This window comes from Filifactor villosus, from assembly GCF_042652965.1.
Classification (GTDB): Bacteria; Bacillota; Clostridia; order Peptostreptococcales; family Filifactoraceae; genus Filifactor; species Filifactor villosus.
The window spans coordinates 24,853-46,789 of sequence record NZ_JBHSHL010000045.1 but is presented as its reverse complement, the minus strand read 5'-3'; the positions used below and the strand labels follow the sequence as shown (position 1 = coordinate 46,789).

Here is a 21,937-nt window from a genome sequence, read left to right as displayed (position 1 = left end):
CAGATCCCGGATGTCAATAATTTAAACGGATAATAGTATGAGGCGTGTCTGCAAGAGAATTTTTCGGCTTGGAAGCGGACAGGCCGTCGATGCGCAGGAGGGGTGATAATTGTGGAATACTTTGAACAGGATATTATCAAAATAACGAGGATCCGATTGGAAAACTACAAGAATGTATCCTACGGAGTTATGGATATATCGGATCTGAAGGAGTCGGAAGAAGGAAAGGGGAGTATCACGGGGATCTACGGACAGAACGGTTCGGGAAAGACCTCCGTCATCAGTGCGATCAGCTTGGTCAAGTCCCTCTTTGAGGGAGAGAGTCTGCCCGAGGATGTCGGAGAATACATCGAATCAGGCAAGAGTAGGGCCTTGATTGAGGTCGAGATGTATCTCGGGAAGAAGGAAGACGATGAGGGCTATCTCGTCCGGTACGTGTGTATCATCGCCAAGGATGAAACCTCCGCCTTTATTGAGGAAGAGTCGGTGAAGTATCGATGTATCAGCAAGAAAGAAGGAGCGAAGGGGCGAGAGTTCAACCTTGTGAGCAGTCGCTATGACAAGAACGCTCTGTCTCCCAAGTATCGACACTCCGAGGTGGCACGTCTCTATAAGAGCAAGGTGGATCTGCTGGTAGGCAAAAAGATGTCGCATGAGAGAAACCGCAGCTTTATTTTCTCCAATGAACTCATAGCTCTTTTGGATGAGAAGAGGGAAATGGTTCCCGAGGAATTTTGTATTTTAGAAAGGCTGCGTTTTTTTGCAAAGACCTGTCTGTTCATCATCGACAACAAAAAGATCGCTTTGAGCGATGCGAACGTGATGTTGCCGATCGCTTTCAAGCAGTATAAAGACGGAAAGACTTCGGTCTTCGGCCAGATTCCCATCGCACTCAACAAACCGTCGGAACTTGAAGTGAGTGCGATGAAGCAAACGCAAGGAATCTTGGAGGCCTCCAACAAGGTCCTCAAGGAGATCATTCCGGGGCTGTCCATTGAGATCGTCGAATTGGGACGCAAGATGTCGGAGACGGGCAAGGAGATGGTGATGTTCGAGATGATGTCGTGCAGGGGTGAAGTCAAGATTCCGATACGCTATGAGTCTGACGGAATCAAGAAGATCGTTGCGGTTCTTCATATGCTTATTGCCCTTTACAACAGTGAGACGATCACGGTGCTGATCGACGAGTTGGATGCGGGCATCTTCGAATACCTCCTCGGGGAGATTCTCCAGATCGTGGAGGAGAAGTCCAAGGGTCAGTTGATCTTTACCTCTCACAATCTGAGACCCCTGGAGATCCTTGACAAGAATAACCTGATCTTTACAACGGTCAATCCCAACAACCGTTATATCAAACTCAAGAATGGAAGACCCAACAACAACCTGCGTGACACCTACTACAGAGATATCCTTCTGGGAGGACAGAGCGAGGAGATCTATCTCACGACCAACAGTGCCAAGATCAGCAGGGCATTCCGTAAGGCCGGTGAAAAAGAACTATGAGAAAAAAAGTAATCTTGTTTATTGTAGAAGGAATCACGGATAGGGAGAGTTTGGAACTGAGCTTACACACTCTTTTGGAGAAGGACAACAGCGTCGTCTTCGAGGTTGTCCAGGGAGATATCACCGCCAATGCGGGCGTCAAGGGTAACAATATCAGACGAAAGCTTACCGACATCATCAATTCGGGGGGAAGAAGAAAGTTTTTGAAACAGGACTACAAGGAGATTGTCCACCTGATCGATACGGATGGAGCCTTCGTGTCCGAGGACTACATCATGGAGGATGAACGCTACAAAGAGTTTCATTATACGCAGGAAATGATCTACAATCAGAGCAAGGAGAGGGTGTGGACGCGAAATCAAAAGAAACAGGCGTCGGTCAATATCCTCCTGTCGACCAAGAATGTGTACGGGAATGTTCCTTATCGGATGTTTTATTTTTCGTGCAACCTTGAGCACGTCCTGCACAATGAGATCTCCGTGCGAGATAGAAGTAAAATGGAGTATGCGCATCGGTTTCAGGACAAGTATGCCGACGACGAACAGGCCTTTGTAGATTTTATCTGTGAGAGTGAGTTCTCCGTCAAGATGGACTACTACGACAGCTGGGATTTTATTATGCAGGAGAACAATTCACTTAAGAGATATACCAATTTCAACCTCTTCCTTGAAGAGATATTGGCCGAGCGAGAGGAGGACGCTCTGATAGGAAGGTAGAATCGTCAAATTTGTTTTTTGAGAACAAGGGACGAAAAACGTCAAAAAACATTTCGTATGTTGACGATTTGGAGACGAGGTAGAGAGTATACTGATGATAGGAATACAAGAAAAAGAGATATTTTTCTTAATGAAGTTAAGAAGGTTTTGAAGGAGGATGATTATGAACAACGCAGAAATTGCAAAGGCGATGACAATAAAACTTGATGACATGTTACCCGAGATGCCGAAGTTTGAAGAAGGAATAAGACGAGCACCCGACAGAGGATTTCAGCTTTCTCAAAGTCAGACGGAGGTTGCTCTTAAGAACGCTTTGAGATACATTCCGGAGCAGTTCCACGAGCAGTTGATCCCCGAGTTTTTGGAAGAACTCACCACAAGAGGAAGGATCTACGGGTATCGTTTCCGTCCGGAGGGAAGGATCTACGGCAAGCCCATCGACGAATACAAGGGAAACTGTATCGAAGGAAAGGCCTTCCAAGTAATGATCGACAACAACCTCGATTATGAAGTAGCCCTTTATCCTTATGAACTCGTTACTTACGGAGAAACGGGAAGTGTGTGCCAAAACTGGATGCAGTACAGACTGATCATGAAATATCTTGAGGTGATGACCAACCATCAGACCTTGGTCATCGAGTCGGGACATCCTCTGGGTCTGTTCAGATCCAAACCGTCCGCTCCGAGAGTCATCATTACGAATGCTTTGATGATAGGAATGTTTGACAACCTCAAAGATTGGGAGATCGCTCAGGAGATGGGAGTTGCCAACTACGGACAGATGACGGCGGGAGGTTGGATGTATATCGGACCTCAAGGCATCGTGCACGGCACTTACAACACGATATTGAATGCGGGACGTATGATCCTCGGCGTGCCCGAAGACGGAGATCTTAGAGGCAAGCTGTTTGTGACATCCGGCCTTGGAGGAATGAGCGGGGCACAAGGCAAGGCGGGCGAAATTGCAAATGCGGTCGCCATTGTTGCGGAGGTAGACGAATCCCGGATTCGCACCCGTTTGGATCAAGGATGGATTCGAAAAATGACGGCATCGGCGGAGGAAGCGATCAAGTGGGCACAGGAGTCGATGGAAAAAGAAGAGGCAATGTCGATTGCCTACCACGGAAACATCGTGGATCTGTTGCAGTATGTGGTCGATCATAACATCCATATCGACCTTCTGTCGGATCAGACTTCCTGCCACAACGTATACAACGGAGGCTACTGCCCGCAAGGCATCAGTTTTGAAGAGAGAACCAGACTCTTGGCGGAGGATCAGGAGAAGTTTAACGAGTTGGTGGATAAAACCTTGAAGAAGCACTTCGAACTGATTCAAACCTTGAGCGAAAGAGGAGTGTACTTCTTCGACTACGGAAACTCCTTTATGAAGGCAATCTACGATGCGGGGGTAAAAGAGATCTCGAAAAACGGGGTGGATGAAAAAGACGGATTTATCTGGCCTTCTTATGTAGAAGACATCATGGGACCGCAGTTGTTCGATTACGGATACGGGCCCTTCCGTTGGGTGTGCCTGAGCGGAAAACATGAAGATCTGATCAAGACGGATCAGGCAGCGATGAGCTGTATCAATCCGGAGAGAAGATATCAGGACAGAGACAACTATAACTGGATCCGTGATGCGGAGAAGAACCAAATGGTAGTCGGCACTCAGGCGAGAATCCTGTATCAGGATGCTAAGGGAAGAATTGAGATTGCACTGAAGTTCAATGAAATGGTAAGAAACGGCGAAATCGGGCCGGTCATGATGGGGCGTGACCACCATGACGTATCGGGAACGGATTCTCCGTTCAGAGAGACCTCCAATATCAAGGACGGAAGTAATGTCATGGCGGATATGGCAGTGCAGTGCTATGCCGGAAACGCAGCCAGAGGAATGAGTCTCGTTGCTCTTCACAACGGAGGAGGAGTCGGGATCGGAAAAGCGATCAACGGAGGCTTCGGACTTGTGCTCGATGGAAGTGAGAGAGCGGATGAGATCGTCAAATCGGCACTATCTTGGGACGTAATGGGCGGAGTTGCAAGAAGAAGCTGGGCGAGAAACGAGCACTCCATTGAAACCGTTCTCGAGTTCAACAGGGAGAAAGAAGGAAAAGAGCATATCACCATCCCCTATCTTGCGGATGAAACTGCAGTAAAAGAAGCGGTTGCAAAAGTATATGCAAATTTGAAGAAATAATCGATATAAGTCGGCGGTATCCTTGGGGTGCTGCCGATTTTTTTGTAATGTCTTTGTAACGGCTTTCTTATGTTTTTTTGATGAAGGTCAAAAGAAAAGGCGGTAGAATAAGAGTGGATGTAGTGATAGGGATAATACCGTTATCCGATAGAAGTATGGTTATACTGCTATCCGTTCACATTGACAGGTCGAATGATTTGAACTGCAATTCTCCAAATCGTTTTTTCGGCTCTATATACCCGGCATTTTAAACGAAGAATAGTATTGTATGTATATAGAGTGTAAGGTCGTTGATACCCATAACGCAAAGGAGTGAAAGTGTTCAACCGTCACTCTAAAGAATTTGCGGCACAGTTGAAATGGATGGTGATTGCAACATATCCATACAAGAATATAAATACTATAAAGGAGGGATCTACTGTGAAAAAGCTGTATAAATCCAATTCCGATGTAATGATCGAAGGGGTCTGTGGAGGTTTGGCGGAATACTTCGACATCGACTCCACCGTTATAAGGATCATTTGGGCCTTTATGATCGCTACGGGAAGCGGGCTGTTGCTGTATATCATTATGGCGGTTCTTTTGCCCAAACGTCCGAAGGGAAGTTTTTAGAGAAAATACTACACAAAGATACAACATAATTTTTCTGCTGTTTTACCAAATACAGAAACCCGTATTCTGATTTTCACGGGATTTCCTCAGAAATCCGTGGATCTTAAAGCAAGACCCTTGTTATACTGTTATCTGCTGAAAATGCGACCATATCTATTCTGCGATTACGAAATTTCGTTTCATTTCCTATGCAGTATAAATCGTTGATATCAATAACTCAAATAAATAACAGTATCAGACAGAAAGAAACATCCCTCGGCCGAGGGATGTTTCTGATAGAAGGAGTAATTGTTCCAATACGATTCTTTACCTGAAGCTCTGTGACATACAGTCTAATACGATTCTCCCTTTGAATTGTCGGGGTTAAAACCTATCTCATTTACCGAAACACCGCTTGGAGAATAATATGCTTCGGTGAGTTGAACCTGTGAATTCGAACAGATAACCGTAGAAGGACAAATTGATATTTAGTCGTATACTATTTCCGATAGCATTGGAATTATATCTATGTTCTCCGACCACAAACCTTCGTGTTACCTTCCATATAGTGCAGATCATAGATATTCATAACTCAAGTGATTAGTAGTATTATCCGGCATCTTTGTACTATTAAAGGCTTTATAGCACAGTTGGAATTGATGGGTATATCAACCTGTCTAACTCGGAGTTTTAAATCCATTTTGATATTACTTCAACTGTTCAAAAAAGTCTTTTTCCGATTTCGCCTGAATGAGCTTCCCGTTTTTCAATCCCACATAATGTTCAGGCTGATTGCTCTTGCCTGCACACATTCCAATACACCCGTATCTTGTAGTATACCCGTGTTCACTTGAAAATTTCTCCAGATGTTCTACTGATACGGCGGAACATTTTTTGCATATTTTGACTGTAGTGCTTTCGCTGTCTTTGTAAGCAATCCAAAAAGCCAATACGATTGCAAGTCCCATGATACAAACGCTCGCTATCAATTTTATAAGCAAATCCATTTCAAACAGAAAGCAGTAGGCGGAAACAGTTATGCCCAAAATAATGATGAAGCCTTGTTTTACAAGGCTTGTAACACTCGAAATCATACATAGGCCTATTGCAATACCGATCATGGATCCTACCAAAAAACTCATAAAGTCCACATCGGTAAGGCTTGGGGGAAACAACATTCCTCCATACAGAATACTCAATGCGGAACTCAAAAGTATACAGACTCCCGCTATTGTTTTCACAGTTTTTTTCAGTTGGATTTCTCTCTTCATAATTCTTCCTTTCTCTTGAAATACAGGCACTGAACTTGTTTGATATGATTGATTGTTTAACTTCTTCATGTATACAGTTTAAACTCCGCAACCTCCAAAACATTTGCTATGGTTCACGACTTGGTTTTCAGCTCCAAAAACGTCCTCGTTGCGTTTGCACTTTCATTTACTATCAATTCCGATGTATCTCTATACCTCCCATACACCGGACATTTTAATTGGGTTTTAGTATAACACCCGTTTATACCGTCATGTCGATGAATTTGTTACACTTGCCTCTTTACATAATCTTTTGTCTTGAAAATAGCATACTCCTCCTTGGAATACATTCTGTAAATTGTTGGAACAGTTGATATCAATCCCCTTATTTCACCGGAGAGGAAACAAGTTTATACATGTCGATATCCACATGATTTTATCGAAACATAATAACACCTCTTTTCTTTGAATGAATAATCTAATATATTCATTCAGTCTCTATCGAATAAAAAGGGAACCGAAATTCCCTATTCCAACTTGCTTTTTAAAACTCCCTGAATAAAGTAATGCAACATCACCCTTAGGGTTTCTGTCTTGTCGGCAAACTCCTCCTCTTTCACATTACAATCGATAAAGTACATCATCTCGTATACACGGATGATTTTTGCGATTTCGTCTTCTCGGTAGCCCGATTTTTTCAGGTATCTGTCGATATAGTTTAGAAGAAATTGATGAAAGGAGTTGTTGTTGATCCCCTCTTCCGAAAGATAGTACTGTTGCAATCTGTCATTGATCTTGGAATTATTCCATTCCGCTAAAATTTTGTTGTTGAGCATATGTTCTTGAATGTATTGAAACAACTCTTCCATAACCTGAAGCGGATGCAAGTTCCAGTCGATTTCCTTCAACAGAGCCCCTCTCATCTTCTCGTTCTCACGAATATAGATTTCTGTAAATAAATCTTCTTTTGAATCATAGTATTTGTAAAATGCTCCGACGGATATTCCCGCTTTTTTTGAGATTTCGACAATATTGGTAGCTTTATAGCCGTTTTGCAGGAATATTTCATATGCTGCCTTATTCAACAATAGTTTCTTTTCGTCCATAAAGCCTCCTCTTTCTTGAATGAATTATTTTTTTTATTCATTTCCTATAAAATACCAAAGATTGCAGATCCTGTCAATATAAATTTTCTTTATTCTCTACAAAACTCATTTACAGTGTTGCTGTTAAAGCTCTCAAAAAGAGAGAGGGGGTTTTGTTTATCTTTTTAAGGCAAGTATGAAGAAGGAGCGGTCGTTTTACATATTCGTTTTCAAAACTTGTGTTATGGTATTGTTTGCTGCTGTAATCGTGATTTAGAATTGTTTTTCTCAAGAGTAAAGGTAAGATTTTTTCTTCATTGTATGAAGACGTCACCTACGAGGGTCTGTGAAGAGCTTCTTTGCAAACATGACTTTCCGTTTTTCTTCCAATCGGCTATAATACAAGGTATGTATAGTTGTCTTATCATCCGGGATATCGATATTGAACAAAGAAACCGCGGAAGAGAGAAGAGGGAAGAGGTCGGATGTTATTTTGATAGGCCGAAGTTTTGTATCGTCTATTGACGATCGAGCGGATCCCGTATCCTTATTATAAGGAAAACACCGTATAAGTTGAAAAGCCATCATAAAATCACTGTATATGAAGGCTGAATTTCTTGAAAGTATTGACTTGACAAAATTCCATTTTTGCAACTTCATAAGAAAATCAAAATTCTACATTTGTACGCTATCGTCGAAGTCGCAACGATTATAAGTCACAACGATCGGCCGTATAGTCGCAAACGGTTTGGATTTCAATATATCGGGATGTCCTATTGTTTGATTGCAGACGGTCACGGATATGAAACGAGGCGGAAATCAGGGGAGGTTTTTATGTTTGTAAGGTTGGCACAGCTGTTATTGCCGGTATTTTCCATTATCTTTATCGGAGGATTTTGCAGGTACAGAAACTACATAAATCGGGATCTTGTAAAATACGGAAACGAGGCGATCTTCAAGGTTTTTCTTCCTCTTTCTCTGTTTTTGTCGATCTACCGTTTGGATAACATCGGAAAGATCAGTCTGCTCCCGCTCTGTTTTTTGATGAGCTACACGGTGCTCATCTTTATTCTCGGATGGATCTATAATACGCGTCTCTGTCGGGATGTGCAGACGAGGTCGGTCATGATCCAGAGCTATATCAGACCCAACCTCCTGCTTTTCGGACTTCCGATCGCGGCGAGCTACTATACGGATCAGGGCTATGAGTTGGTCATCTTGAATCTTCTTCTGATGGTGCCCTTTGTCAATATCATGGCCCTGCTCTGCTTTGAACTCGGTATAAACGGAAGGGTACCGCTACGGACCATAGCGGGCAATATCATGAAAAACAAGATCGTCACAGGAGCGATGGCGGGCTTGGTATGCAGGCTCATCGGTTTGGAGATACCGGAGTTGTTTCTTAAACCCGTTCAATCCCTGTCCTCGGTCGCAGGGCCTTTGGGGCTGTTTCTGATCGGAGCGGGTCTATCCTTTCAATCGGTTAGGAAAGAAGGTCTCTGTGTTGCGGACTCCGTCTTGTGGAAGAACTTCCTCGTGCCCTACACGGCGATTTTTATCGCCGTTCTTTTGGGGCTGAGGGGACAGAGTCTTTTCGTTATAGCCATCGCCCTGCTCTCTCCCGTCGCCATCTCAAGCTACACCTATGCCATCGTCTATACGAATAAGGACAAGCTCGCGGCGATGCTTGTGATGATGACGACCTTGGTATCTTTAGGAAGTGTTTCACTCGCCTTCTTTGTGTTGATGAAGTACTCCTTGATCTAGCGCGATCTCATATGGATGTTTAGCCTTGTTTTATATTTTCATCATAAACCTCTTCCGTGATACTTTAAATTTTATTGACAAGACAGTTGTAAAAACATTCAAAGTATTGTACTATTTTCTTGTATAGAAAACACATACCTCTCCGAAGCATTTGTTATGGAGGATTTATTCAGGAGGGTTCAAGGACGTTACGATTTTTTGACAGTTGGACGTTCCACACTCTCTTTGTATGAAAGTCGATTGCTTGGGAGATAACAAACAACAGGGGGCTTGCAGAAAAGATGGAAAGAGTAAAGAGGTTTTTGAAGAAGAAAGATGTGGAGATCTCATTTCAGCGTTATTGCATTGAAGTTTTGGGATCTATGGCAATGGGGTTGTTTGCATCCTTGCTGGTCGGAACGATATTGAATACGATAGGTACGAAACTGGGGATAGGTTTCCTCAGCGAAACGATATGGCCGATCGCTAAAGAAATGACGGGTCCTGCGATCGCGGTCGCAATCGCAACGGCACTCAAGGCACCGAATCTGATCCTGTTTTCCTCGGTGGTGGTCGGTTATGCGGGCAATCAGCTCGGAGGTCCTGCCGGAGCTTGGATAGCTACTTGGATCAGTGTGGAATTGGGAAAACTCGTATCCAAGGAGACCAAGGTGGACATCATCGTTACGCCGGCCGTTACGATCTTGACGGGAGTCGGGATAGGGACCTTTGTGGGACCGATGATAGCTCAAGTGATGACGGGGCTCGGCCAAGTCATTATGGCGGCGACAAACCTTCAACCTTTTTGGATGGGGATCGCAGTCTCGGTCATTGTGGGTATCGTGCTGACCCTTCCCATCAGTTCCGCCGCCCTCTGCATGATGCTTTCGCTCTCAGGCTTGGCGGGAGGTGCCGCAACGGCAGGCTGTGCGGCGCAGATGGTGGGTTTTGCGGTCATCAGTTTTAGGGAGAACGGTTGGAGCGGTATTTTGGCACAGGGATTGGGTACATCGATGCTCCAGATCCCCAATATTTTGAAAAACTGGAAGATATGGATACCTCCCACCCTCGCTGCGGCGATCACGGGACCGATATCGACCACAGTTTTTCGTATGACCAACATCCCCATCGGATCAGGAATGGGAACGAGCGGTTTGGTGGGTCAGATCGGTACGATCACGGCAATGGAAGAGGCAGGAGCCTCCCCGGCTACGATCTACTTGGGCATCGCGTTGGTCCACTTTATCCTCCCGGCGCTCTTGAGCTACCTCTTTTACTTTATATTGAAAAAGATGGGCCGGATCAAGGACGGCGATTTAAAACTGAACTTGTAGGCAGGATCTTGGCGGGAGATCTCTTCTGAAAAAGAAAGTGACGAACAAAGAACAGCTTATTTCGCGGCGATACTGTATCGTAGGACTTCCGTGTCTTGTAAGGCGGAGATCGTACATCTTTGCATTTCTCCTCGATCAAACCGAGGGATAATATATCCTGTTATTTAGTCAGTTATTGCCGGAGATTTATACTTCATAGGCGACGAAACAGTTTTTCATGGTCAGAGGATTGATGTCATGACCCTTCTGCCGGATAATGGGGTAATGCTCTGCGTCGATGACCGAGTACGGGCAAACTCCCCTTTTTGCGTTTGCAAGGGAGAATGCTGAGGGAAAAACACGAGAACGATTAGGAAGGAGGTGGAAGGATGGAACATAGGATGAGGTTGAAGCCGTCTCCCTTCGAAAAGATAAAACAGGGGACGAAGACCATGGAATTGAGACTTTATGACGAAAAGAGAAGGAAGATATCGATCGGAGACAGGATCTGTTTTGTAAATATGGAAGATGAAGGCGAGACCCTCTTCGTGGAGGTAAAGAACCTCTATGTCTTCGAGAGTTTCGAGAAACTGTATCAACGTCTTCCCCTTACGAGCTGCGGTTATACACAGGAGGATGTCCATAGAGCTTCTCCGCGGGATATGGAAGAGTACTATTCGCCGAAACAACAGGCGGAGGTCGGGGTCGTCGGGATCGAGATCTCCCTCCTGTAAAGCCTCCTCAAGTATTATGGTCAGAAACCATCCTCCCTTTGAGGGCATGGAGTATGATCTGTTAGGATCGACGGGTTATACTATTGTTCAATAGAAGTATGGATATATCTATTTTTCGATGACAAAAAACTATGTTGTCTTCTATGGGTCACAGAGTATTTATATCCACTATTCAAAAGAATAGTAGTATTAAACGCTTGGAAGCATATCATCCTCCAAACTTTTTTTCGATAATTATGTTCCGTACTCGGCATTTCAAACGGAGAATAATATAAAAAGGCGGTAGAAGAACTATCGTCTTTTTTTTTCGGGGAAAGTAAGAAGTATACTACCTTAAACTTCGCATATAAAAAAGCAAAAAAAGCCTTTGATACTACTATTCCTTTGAATGGTGGATACAACGATTTGTACTCCATAGAAGAGAAAACAACTTTTCGTGGTTGCAAAACAAATATAACAACACTTCTATCGAAGAATAGTATAATACTATTGTCCAATAGAAGTGTGGTTATATCTACTTTATGACCGGGAGAATCCGTGTTATCTTCCGTTGAGTACAGGTTGCGGCTATCCATAACTCAAAGGACGAATAGTATAAAATCAATCGGGAACGGCAACAGTAAGATTTACACAGCCTGTCAAGGGAGATCGTTTTCTATGTTGAACAATGTCCTTTGGCAGGCTGTCTGGTTTTATCCTCCCTGCAAAAGGAGAATGTAAAGCCTATAGAGGTCTTCTTGTTTCTTTCGTATAAAAATGATATACTTTAATGGGAAATTATCGTTTGTTTTAAGGCAATATCGAACGATTCGAAAAATCATCGTAAAATCACTGTACATGAACAATGAATTTCTTGAAAGTGTTGATTTGACAAAATCCCATTTTTTGCAAATTCATAGAAAAATCAAAATGTTACATTTGTGCGGGATTGCTTTAGGTGTCAGTATCCGAAACAAGAAGGATGAGAAAAGAGAGCGGATGAAGAAGTATAAGGTGGAGTTTGAGACCAACGATACCAAGTATTTGGAAATATACAGGCATATCAAGAAGATCATCGAGAAGGGCCAATTGAGACCGAACGAGAAACTGCCGCCGCTTCGGAGGCTCTCCGAGTTTTTGGGGGTCAATATATCGACCTGTGTCAATGCTTACAATCTTTTGGAGAAGGAGCATTTGATCTATAAGGTGAGCGGGAGCGGTTGCTATGTCCTTCCCGTCGAAGAAGGTGTGGAGGAAGAGACGGGGAAGGTGCGTTTCGATATAGGGCATCCGTCTACGGATATGTTTCCTCTCGAGAACTTCCGCAGATCCGTCGAAAAGGCTATGGCTCTTAACCTGCGAGGAGTGTTTGATTACGAGGAAGGTTTGGGTTACGAGAAACTCAGGGAGTACCTCGTCCGTTATCTGGAGCAGTCGGGCATCCATTCCAACAAGGAGAGGATCCAGATCATCTCCGGAGCCCAGCAGGGGATCTCACTTGTAGCGAAGGCGCTCCTGAACTACGGAGACATCATCTATGTGGAAGAGCCGTCCTATCACGGGGCGATGGAGGTGTTTTCGGACAAGAAGCTGAAGCCGGTGTCCATTCCGATGATGCATGACGGAATCGATGTCGGAATCCTAAAGACGAAGCTCGAACGGTTCAGGCCGAGCCTCATCTATGTGATGCCCACCTACCAAAATCCTACGGGTGTCAACTACAGCCTCAAAAAGAAAAAACTCCTGCTGGAATTGGCTGCGAAATACGATTTTTATATCATTGAAGACGACTTTTTGAGCGATATTGAGTTTCACGGACACAAGGAGCATGCGCCCCTTCGAAGTTACGATGAGCACAATCGGGTTATCTATATCAAGAGTTTTTCAAAGATATTGATGCCGGGTCTTAGGATCGGGTTTATGGAGATGCCGGAGAGTTTTGTTCCCGCAATCCGCAAGGAGAAGAACAAGATGGATATTGCCGGACCGTCGATTATTCAACATTCGTTGTATAAGTATTTTCAGGATTTTGATTGGAATCTTCACCTCAGCATGGTGCAAGGTGCTTACTTGAGGAAGTTCGAGTTGATGTCCCGCAGTTTGGAGAAGGGGTTCACAGGCCTGTTGGAGTTTTTGAGACCGGCAGGAGGGACAAATGCCTTTTTCTATCTTCCCAAGGGACATTCGGCGAAAGATTTCAGGCTCTATCTCAGGAGGCAGCACAATATCGAGGTTCTGGAAGGAGGGCTTTTCGGAGACTCCCTGCGTTGTCAGCGGGGGTTTCGGATCAGCTGTGCTTCCTTGGACGAGGAAGCGATACCGTCTTCCTTTGAACTGCTTAGGAAGGCGACCGGGGAGTATCTTCAACAAGGTTAAGACAGGAACAGCTTTGCACATAGTGAGGGACGGTTTCGCTTTGATCGAAGCTGATACAAAATAAGAATATAGGAGAAGAACATATGGACAAAAAACTGATAGAAAGGATCAACGAACTTTCGCGCAAGAATAAAAAACAAGGTTTGACCCCTGCGGAAGTCAGGGAGAGAGAAGATTTGAGACAGGAGTATTTGAAACAGTTTCGGGAACAGTTCCGAGCACAGTTGGAAAACATCGATATCGAGTATGTCGACGGACCCGCTGTCGAACGGGAGATCAAAGGAGCGGGCTATGGAGACAATTAAACTTCAGGAAGGGGTCGTACTCAAGCGGATCCCCACGGATCAATTTAAGACGAATTTGATATCGGTGTATTTCAAGAGGCCGATCTGCCGGGAGGAAGTGACGATGAATTCACTTCTTCCCTATGTGATGAGGGCGGGGACGAAGTCCTATCCCAATGAGACCGCGATCTCCAAGAAACTTAAGGACCTGTACGGAGCCTTCCTCAGTGCGAATGTGAGCAAGAAGGGTGAGATTCAGATCTTCGGTTTTCAGCTTGCCTTTATCAACGAGAAGTATGTGGAGGAAGAACTCTTCAAAGAGGTGCTGTCGTTGCTCAAGGAGGTTTTGTTCGAACCTTATTTGGAAGACAGATATTTTTCCGAACTCGTATTGTCGATCGAGAAAGAAGTCCTGAGAGAGGCGATATTGGCACGGATCAACGACAAGGGCTCCTATGCAAGGGAGAGACTGCTCGAAGAGATGTGTGGCGACGAGCTCTACGGAGTTGCGGAGGAAGGCTATATGGAAGACTTGGATGAGATCGATCCCGAGAAGCTTTACAAGCACTACAAAGAGGTGATAAGAACTTCTCAAATCGAGATCCATCTCCAAGGAGAGATGGATCGTGAAAAGACCCTTTCCCTTCTGAAGGAAGAGTTTGTCTTTCCGCAGGGAGAGAGGGTGGAGATCTCGGTCCCTGATCTGAGCTTTTCCCCTTCAAAGATAAAAGAAGAGGCGGAGGAGATGGATGTCGAGCAGGCGAAGCTGGTCTTGGGCTATCGTACCCACCGCAGCGTGATGGTCGAGGACTGCACCGACGTCCTGCTCTATGCGACGATTTTGGGAATCGGCTCACAGTCCAAGCTCTTTCGCATCGTTCGCGAGAAACACAGTCTCTGCTACTACATCGGAGCAGGGCTTGAGAGTCTGAAAGCCCTGATGCTTATTCAGACGGGGATCGAGACTGCCGACAGGGACAAGGTAGTGGAGCTTATCGAAGTCCTGCAAGGAGAGATGAGAGAGGGCAATATCTCACAGAAGGAGCTGAGTGAGTCGAAGAAGATGCTTATAAACGACCTCAAGTCAGTGAAGGACAACGTTTTTTCTCTTGCCAATTTCCACTTTGCTCAGAGTTTCAGGTTTGAGAACAGGACCTTTGAGCAGATGATTGAAGCGATCGAAAAAGTGGAGATTGAAGACGTTCAAAGGGTTGCAAGATCGGTAGAGTTGGACAGCATCTTTTTCTTGAAGGGGAGGGAGAAGTAGGATGAATATACTTGAGATGATAGAGAAGGAAACCATATATCGAAAGACCCTTCCGAGCGGTATGGAAGTCTTCTATATGCCCAAGAAGGGCTTTACCAAAAAATATGCGGTGTTTGCAACGAACTTCGGCTCGAACGATCTGGAGTTCATAAGCCCTCATACCGGGGAGAGAGTCAGGCTCAACGAGGGGATCGCACATTTTTTGGAGCACAAAATGTTTGAGCAGGAGGACGGGAGCGATGCCTTCGAAGCTTTTGCCAAGCTTGGGGCAAATGCGAATGCCGCTACCACCTTCGATAAGACGTCCTACCTCTTCTCTGCGACGGAGAACTTCTATGAGGCTCTGGAACATCTGATCAGCTATGTGCAATCTCCCTATTTCACGAAGGAGAACGTGGAGAAGGAGAAGGGAATCATCGCCCAGGAGATCAAGATGTACGAAGACGATCCGGACTGGAAGCTCTTCTTCAACGCTCTGGGAGCGATGTATTCCAAGCACCCCGTCCATATCGACATTGCGGGAACGGTCGAGAGTATTTATCGGATTACTCCGGAGGAGCTGTACCTGTGCTACAACACCTTCTATTCGCCTTCGAATATGGCCCTGTTTGTCATAGGGGACCTGTCTTGGGAAAAAATTCAGGACATCGTTGAAAAAACGGTGAAGGATGATAATGCCTTTGAGGGAGAACTCAAGAGGATAGAGCCTGTAGAACCTGTAGAGGTTCGAACGAAGAAAGTAACACAGGAGTTTCCGGTCTCCATACCGATGTTTATGATCGGGATCAAGGAAGAGGCGGGCGGAGACCGGAACGGTCGGGAAATGCTCAGGAAGATGATCACGACGGATTTGCTTATGTCCATCCTCTTTCAAAAGGGGAGCAAACTTCACGAGGAACTCTACCGGGAAGGATTGATCTTTTCTCCCCTGAGTGCGGAGTTCAATATCGCCCCCTCCTATTCCTATTCCCTGATCTCCGGAGAGAGCAGAAAGGTGGATGAAGTCATCGGGAGGATCCGACAGAGGATCGAAGAGGTCAAGGCGGAGGGCTTGGATCAGGAAGAGTTTGAGAGGGCAAAGAAGGCGAAGATAGGAAGGTTTGTGCGTTTCTTCGATTCCATGGAAGGCTTGGCGAATACCTACCTCTCCTATCACTTCCAAGGGATGGACCTTATGGACTATGCGAGATTGCTTGAAGAAGTCACGAGGCGGGAATGTGAACAGAGATTAAGAGAGCATTTCAGGGAAGAGGCTACGGTCCTGTCTCTGATCGAGCCCAAGGCGAAATAGAGCGATCGGTATCGGATCGACCGTATTCTACGGCCTTGTTACAAGTCGGAATGATCGGCAGCACAGTTACGGACGGTTTCGATCTCAATGTGATGATACAACGGCGCGGGCAACGGTACTTTGTTGACTGCTTTCCTGAGCGTTTATTCGAGCTTGGGATCTTGACATCGCCCAAGTCCCGTTGTTGATGATGGAAAGGAGGATGTCGTGGATCCTACGGCATTTACGATTTTTAATATAGAAGTGAAGTGGTATGCCCTGTTGATTACGGGGTCGATGCTGCTTGGAATGGCTCTGCTGCTCAGGCAGGCCAAGAAAGAAGGGTTTGTCGGAGATCACCTCCTCGATGTGTTTTTGTACGCTCTTCCTCTTGCAATCATAGGGGCGAGGACCTACTATGTGCTCTTTCACTTTGAGGAGTACAGGGGAGATCTCTTTGAGATGATAAATATCAGAGGCGGAGGATTGGCGATCCACGGAGCCTTGCTTGGAGCCTTTGCGGGAGGATGGATCGCTGTCAAAAAACACAGGCTCCAACTTCTTAAAACGATGGATATTTTTTCGCCCTATGTCATCTTGGGGCAGGCGATAGGAAGATGGGGAAACTTTATCAATCAGGAGGCTCACGGAGGTCCTACGGATCTTCCGTGGGGGATCATGGTGGATGGGGTCAAGGTCCATCCGACCTTCCTGTATGAGTCGCTCTGGAACATCGCCATCTTCATCCTGCTTCTGTCCGTCCGGAAGAAGAAGGATTTTGACGGGAAGATGACAGCCATCTATCTGATCGGCTATTCGATAGGCAGGTTCTTTATCGAGGGTCTGAGGACCGATTCCCTCATGCTCGGACCTCTTCGGGCAGCTCAAGTCATCAGTCTGATCTTCATCGTGATTGGAGCGCTCTTGTGGAGGAAGAACAAAGACAGGGGAGTAGGCGAGGCCTATGTCACGAAATAGCCGGAAATAAAAAAGCGATTTACAAAACTTGACGGTATATCATCGATATGGGGTGGGAGGTTATCAGTCTTCTACTACCTCAAGGAGAACAAAACTCAGGGGAATTTCATCGGTGTCGACCTTATCCGTTGCAACGGCGGGTAAGAACGGTATTCGATCGGGTCGCTTGCGACATGGGTATAAAGGCTTAAGACAATTTAAACGCTTGTAGACAGTGCCCTGTCAAGGCGGACGGTGTAACAGCCGGTGGGATGATCCGTTTCAACTATCGAGATCAATAAGCTGTATTTTGAGAGAGATCTACCGAGGTTTCGTGGTTTCAGGAGGACAGGAGACCCTTCTGCGGGCAAGGGTACAATGGAAGTTATCTCCTTGTCTCTCCATAAGGTGTTATAAGTTTCGGCAAGAAGACACGAGGTCGGTAAGCAGAGGAGATGAGCCTTGCATCTGTGGCGATATCGCCTTGAGAACTTAGGAGGAAGTTATGGAATTTGTACACAAGTCGGTCATGCTTGAGGAATGTATCGAGATACTCGATATCGATCCCGACGGTATTTATGTGGACGGGACCCTCGGAGGTGCGGGCCACTCGCTGGAGATCTGCAAACGTCTTGATAAGGGTAAACTGATCGCCTTTGACAGGGATGAGGAGGCGATCGAAAATGCCAAGATCAAGCTCGATGCCTACAAGGACAAGGTCATCTTCCTGCATGATAATTTTTTTAATCTAAAAAAAGCCCTTCAAAATATTGATATTCACTCTATAAATGGTATACTATTAGATTTAGGGGTGTCCTCTTATCAATTGGACAACAAGGACAGGGGTTTCTCCTATATGCAGGATGCACCCTTGGATATGAGGATGGATAAGAGGGAAGGTTTCAGTGCCTTCGATGTCGTCAACGACTATTCAAAGGAAGAATTGAGCCGTATTCTCAAGGAGTACGGCGAAGAGAAGTGGGCGGTACGCATCGCCGAGTTTATCGTAGAAAAGAGACGACGAAAACCTGTTGAAACTACTGAAGAACTCGTCGGTATCATAAAGGCGGCGATTCCCAAAAAGGCGAGAGAAGAAAACCGGCATCCCGCCAAAAGAACCTTTCAGGCGATCCGCATCGAAGTGAACCGAGAACTCGACATCATCCAAGGTACTTTGGAGGATGCGATCGACCTTTTGGCACCCGGCGGGCTCATTGCGGTCATCACCTTCCACTCGCTTGAGGACAGGATTGTGAAGACCTGCTTTAAGGAGAAGGCAACGGACTGTATCTGTCCTCCCGAACTTCCCGTGTGCAGGTGTGGTCACAAGGCGGAGGTAAGCCTTGTCAATCGCAAACCCATCCTCCCATCAAAAGACGAACTTGAGAGCAATCCGCGTTCACGAAGCGCCAAGTTGAGAGGTGCAAGGAAGAAGCAGTAGGGTATTTTTTTCGGGAACGGGCCTGTTTGGTGCTATACCCGTTACAAATATAAAGGAATATAAGAAAGATCGAATGGAGAAGGAGAATTGTTTTGAAAAAGAAAGCGGATCCCACTCATAACAAGAAGGGAGAAAAAAGGCCGGAGAACCCGTATGTGAACCATGAAAGTATGGCCTATTATAAGATGAAGGAAGCCTACTCCAATTCGATGTCTGCGGAGAAGAAGGAGAAATCGAGACCCAAGTTCTCATTCGGGAAGAAGACAGCGAAGAAGGAAGGGGAAGCTCGGTCTAAGCCGGAGCCGCGTAAGATCATTCCGCTTAAAGAGCCTCCAAAGTCCGCACTCAAGAAGAAGGATACAAAGGTTTCCAAGGAAAAGAAGGTAGCGGAAAAACAGAAAAAGAAGAGTTTGAGCGCTCCTGTGGAAATAAAGAAGAAGGAAGCGCGCAAAACGGTTTCCATCGTAGAGAAGAAGACGAAAAAGAGAAGTTTTCTCAGAGATACGGGGATTACCGTGTTGATTGTAGCAATTTTATGTATCATCTTTTCGTTTTCCGTAGTTCTTGTGGATAGGTACTCCAAGATCGCTCAGATCAAATATCAGATCAACGTATTGAACAAAGAACTCTCCGAGAAGCAACGCGAGATCGACGACCTCGAGGTTCAGTTGGAGAGCCAAAACCGAAGTGACATTATCGAAAAATATGCCCGTGAGGAATTGGGGATGGAATATCCGAAGGAAAGTAAGATCACCTATATTCGTGTAAATTAATGAGGTCAGTTATGAAAAAAACGAATGTAAAGAGAAAATCGGAAAAGATTTTATCCATAACAATCCGATTCCTTGCGCTGGTCATCATATTTTATATCGCAAGGCTCGGTTATGTCCAGGTCATAGCAAGAGAAAAATTCTTTTATGAGACGGTCCGTACACAGTACCGCGATATAGAGATCATGCCCAAGAGGGGAGCCATCTATGACAGAAACGGAAAAGAACTGGCAGCTCATGTTTCGTACTACGATGTATGGATCGAACTGGTCTACGCCAGGGGGGAGAAAAAAGCTTGGGATAAGGAGGAATGGCAGAATTTTGCCGACAGGGTAGCACCGATTTTGGGAGCTACACCTGAACATATCCTCTCCATCATCGAGGAGAATAAGGCCCAAAACAAGGCGAGGTTTGTTCTGACAAAAAAAGTCACCAGAACGAAGATGAAGAAACTCGAAAGTTTGAAATTTAAACCGATCTACTTTGAAGAGTCTCATTCGAGAAGATATCCGTATGGAAAGTTCGCCGCACATGTCATCGGCCATATATCCAAAGAGAACCAAGGCTTGGCGGGTCTCGAAGCCTACTTCAACAAGGAGTTGGCAGGTATTCCCGGCAGAAAGATCGTACTTAGCGATGCGAAGTCCCATGAGATAGAAACGGAATCCTACCAGTATAATGCTGCGGTTGACGGCTACAACGTCATATCGACGATCGACGAAGTCATCCAGCATTATGTCGAAAAAGCAATGGAGCAATCCCATTATGAAAACAATTCGGTGAGAAGTATAGCCATCGTCATCGACCCTAAGACGGGAGATATTTTGGCGATGTGTGCCAAGCCCGATTACAATCCGGCCGAACCCAGGGAGATCTATTATGAACACTTCCGGACAAAGATGGAGAAGGCGAAGGACAGCAAGGCCAAAGACGATGTGATCAATGAGATGTGGAGAAACCCCATGGTCAACGATATCTATGAGCCGGGCTCGGTATTTAAGGCGGTAACTGCAAGTGCAGGGATAGAAGAAGGTGTGGTTGCACCGAACTCGACTTTTCAGGATGCAGGTAACGTAGTGATCCTGGGGCAGAAGATATCGAACTGGACGCCTCGTGCCTTCGGTACGGTCGATTTTAAAAAGGCGGTAGGTCAGTCGATCAACACCGTGTTCATCGAGGTTGCCAGAAGACTTGGAAGCGAAAAGTTTGTGGAATACATCAAGGCCTTCGGTTTCGGAAGAAAGACCGGGATCCAGCTGCCCGGAGAGGCGAAGGGGATCGTTCGAACCAAAAACACGATCGGACCGATCGAACAGGCGACCATGTCCTTCGGTCAAGGGGTGTCGGTAACTCCGATCCAAATGGCTATGGCGGTCAGTGCCATCGCCAATGACGGGGTCCTTATGAAACCGAGGATCGTAAAAGAGATCACAAATTCAGAGGGAGAGATCATTCAACGCTTTGAACCCGAAGTTGTAAGAAAGTCCGTATCGAAGCAGACGAATAAGATTGTCACTGACCTTCTTGAGAATGTGGTTCAGAAAGAAGGGGGAAAGAAGGCCGCAATCAAGGGATATCGGATTGCAGGAAAGAGCGGTACGGCTCAGAAGGTCATCAACGGAAAGTATCCGAAAGGATACTATATTTCGAGCTTCGTGGGTTTTGCTCCTGTGGAGGACCCGAAGGTCGTCGTTCTTGTGATCACCGATGAGCCGCATGGAAATCACGGTATCTATGGAGGTACCAATTCCGCTCCGTTTGTGAAGATGATCTTAAAGGATACCCTGCGCTATATGGGAGTGACACCCAATGCAATTGTGACCAACAATACCAACATCGAAAGACGTGAGGTCCCGGAGCTTCGAAACATCAGTTTTAAAGAGGCCAGAGTACTCTTGAATCAGGCGAACCTGACCTTTGTGTCGGATGGAGATCCTCCACCGGATGAAACGACGGTCATCGATGTCTTCCCCAAACCGGGAGAAAGCGTCCCTGTCGGTTCGGGAGTCGTGCTCTACTTTGAGGGAAGAGTTGCGGATGAGGTTTTGATGCCGGATCTGAACGGAAAGACGCTTGCGGAAGCCGAGCGTATCATAACCTCCTTGGGCTTGAGATTGAGTTTCTCGGGTTCAGGGAAGTTGATCAAACAGTTCCCCGAGCCGAACAAGTTGGTCAAGAAGGGAGCCATGGTCAATTTGAAGTTTGAAGATGTCTTCCAAAAGCCCTCCATTGCGGACAAACTGGAAGAAGAAGCCTTGAAGCCGGAGACCGACCCCGGGGCAGTTGGAGGATCGAGTGAAGAGCAAACCGGGCAGGAGATCGAAGAAGCGGAAGAAACAACGGAGGAGGGCACCTCCGAGACCGACCTTGTCGGACCGGAAGAGGCGGGTATGCCGATGGAAGGACTCGAAGCACCCATGGAAGAGGAAGGAGAGCCTGCTCCTTAGGTTTTGAAAAA

The 21,937-nt window shown here is 45.8% G+C and carries 17 protein-coding genes; 15 read left to right on the top strand and 2 right to left on the bottom strand.

What is annotated here, in order from left to right:
* The first annotated feature begins 111 nt into the window (after window positions 1-111).
* From ACFO4R_RS09700 to ACFO4R_RS09685, 4 genes are all read left to right on the top strand, one after another.
* Window positions 112-1,503, top strand: coding sequence for an AAA family ATPase (locus ACFO4R_RS09700; RefSeq protein ID WP_379788912.1), 1,392 nt, complete (start codon window positions 112-114; stop codon window positions 1,501-1,503).
* Window positions 1,500-2,219 (top strand): hypothetical protein, encoded by a 720-nt coding sequence (locus ACFO4R_RS09695; protein WP_379788910.1) that lies wholly within the window; start codon window positions 1,500-1,502, stop codon window positions 2,217-2,219. Before ACFO4R_RS09700 ends, ACFO4R_RS09695 begins: the two co-directional genes overlap by 4 nt.
* Before the next feature lie 163 nt (window positions 2,220-2,382).
* Window positions 2,383-4,416 (top strand): urocanate hydratase, encoded by a 2,034-nt coding sequence (locus ACFO4R_RS09690; protein WP_379788909.1) that lies wholly within the window; start codon window positions 2,383-2,385, stop codon window positions 4,414-4,416.
* 420 nt (window positions 4,417-4,836) lie between these two features.
* Entirely contained in the window at window positions 4,837-5,028 is a 192-nt protein-coding gene (locus ACFO4R_RS09685) for a PspC domain-containing protein (protein ID WP_379788908.1), read from the top strand.
* A gap of 686 nt (window positions 5,029-5,714) precedes the next feature.
* On the opposite strand, the gene ACFO4R_RS09680 is transcribed toward ACFO4R_RS09685, so the two are convergent.
* The gene (locus ACFO4R_RS09680) at window positions 5,715-6,278 is read right to left on the bottom strand and encodes a hypothetical protein (protein ID WP_379788906.1); all 564 of its coding nucleotides are present in this window, start codon (window positions 6,276-6,278) and stop codon (window positions 5,715-5,717) included.
* Window positions 6,279-6,784: 506 nt separating this feature from the next.
* Window positions 6,785-7,363 carry a TetR/AcrR family transcriptional regulator gene (locus ACFO4R_RS09675; protein ID WP_379788905.1) on the bottom strand — a complete coding sequence of 193 codons (579 nt, stop codon included), beginning with the start codon at window positions 7,361-7,363 and terminating at the stop codon, window positions 6,785-6,787.
* A gap of 813 nt (window positions 7,364-8,176) precedes the next feature.
* On the opposite strand from ACFO4R_RS09675, the gene ACFO4R_RS09670 reads away from it, so the two are divergent.
* The 11 genes from ACFO4R_RS09670 (at window position 8,177) to ACFO4R_RS09620 (ending at window position 21,926) form a co-directional block, all read left to right on the top strand.
* Window positions 8,177-9,109 (top strand): AEC family transporter, encoded by a 933-nt coding sequence (locus ACFO4R_RS09670; RefSeq protein ID WP_379788904.1) that lies wholly within the window; start codon window positions 8,177-8,179, stop codon window positions 9,107-9,109.
* 281 nt (window positions 9,110-9,390) lie between these two features.
* Window positions 9,391-10,422, top strand: coding sequence for a PTS sugar transporter subunit IIC (locus tag ACFO4R_RS09665; RefSeq protein ID WP_379788903.1), 1,032 nt, complete (start codon window positions 9,391-9,393; stop codon window positions 10,420-10,422).
* A 368-nt stretch (window positions 10,423-10,790) separates the two neighbouring features.
* Window positions 10,791-11,135, top strand: coding sequence for an ASCH domain-containing protein (locus ACFO4R_RS09660; protein ID WP_379788902.1), 345 nt, complete (start codon window positions 10,791-10,793; stop codon window positions 11,133-11,135).
* A 909-nt stretch (window positions 11,136-12,044) separates the two neighbouring features.
* On the top strand, window positions 12,045-13,490 hold the full coding sequence (locus tag ACFO4R_RS09655; RefSeq protein ID WP_379788900.1) for an aminotransferase-like domain-containing protein: 1,446 nt from the start codon (window positions 12,045-12,047) through the stop codon (window positions 13,488-13,490).
* 83 nt (window positions 13,491-13,573) lie between these two features.
* Window positions 13,574-13,795, top strand: coding sequence for a DUF896 domain-containing protein (locus tag ACFO4R_RS09650; protein ID WP_379788899.1), 222 nt, complete (start codon window positions 13,574-13,576; stop codon window positions 13,793-13,795).
* Window positions 13,782-15,041 (top strand): EF-P 5-aminopentanol modification-associated protein YfmF, encoded by a 1,260-nt coding sequence (gene yfmF, locus ACFO4R_RS09645; RefSeq protein ID WP_379788898.1) that lies wholly within the window; start codon window positions 13,782-13,784, stop codon window positions 15,039-15,041. The genes ACFO4R_RS09650 and yfmF overlap by 14 nt, the downstream gene beginning before the upstream one ends.
* A gap of 1 nt (window position 15,042) precedes the next feature.
* On the top strand, window positions 15,043-16,332 hold the full coding sequence (gene yfmH / locus ACFO4R_RS09640) for an EF-P 5-aminopentanol modification-associated protein YfmH (RefSeq protein ID WP_379788897.1): 1,290 nt from the start codon (window positions 15,043-15,045) through the stop codon (window positions 16,330-16,332).
* A gap of 207 nt (window positions 16,333-16,539) precedes the next feature.
* A complete protein-coding gene (gene lgt / locus ACFO4R_RS09635; RefSeq protein WP_379788896.1) occupies window positions 16,540-17,289 on the top strand; it encodes a prolipoprotein diacylglyceryl transferase in 750 nt (249 codons plus the stop codon).
* A 484-nt stretch (window positions 17,290-17,773) separates the two neighbouring features.
* Window positions 17,774-18,709 carry a 16S rRNA (cytosine(1402)-N(4))-methyltransferase RsmH gene (gene rsmH / locus ACFO4R_RS09630; protein ID WP_379788895.1) on the top strand — a complete coding sequence of 312 codons (936 nt, stop codon included), beginning with the start codon at window positions 17,774-17,776 and terminating at the stop codon, window positions 18,707-18,709.
* Between the two features lie 92 nt (window positions 18,710-18,801).
* Complete coding sequence (locus tag ACFO4R_RS09625; protein ID WP_379788894.1) at window positions 18,802-19,482, top strand: FtsB family cell division protein; 681 nt, start codon at window positions 18,802-18,804, stop codon at window positions 19,480-19,482.
* 11 nt (window positions 19,483-19,493) lie between these two features.
* Window positions 19,494-21,926, top strand: coding sequence for a penicillin-binding transpeptidase domain-containing protein (locus ACFO4R_RS09620; protein ID WP_379788893.1), 2,433 nt, complete (start codon window positions 19,494-19,496; stop codon window positions 21,924-21,926).
* The last annotated feature ends 11 nt before the right edge of the window (window positions 21,927-21,937 follow it).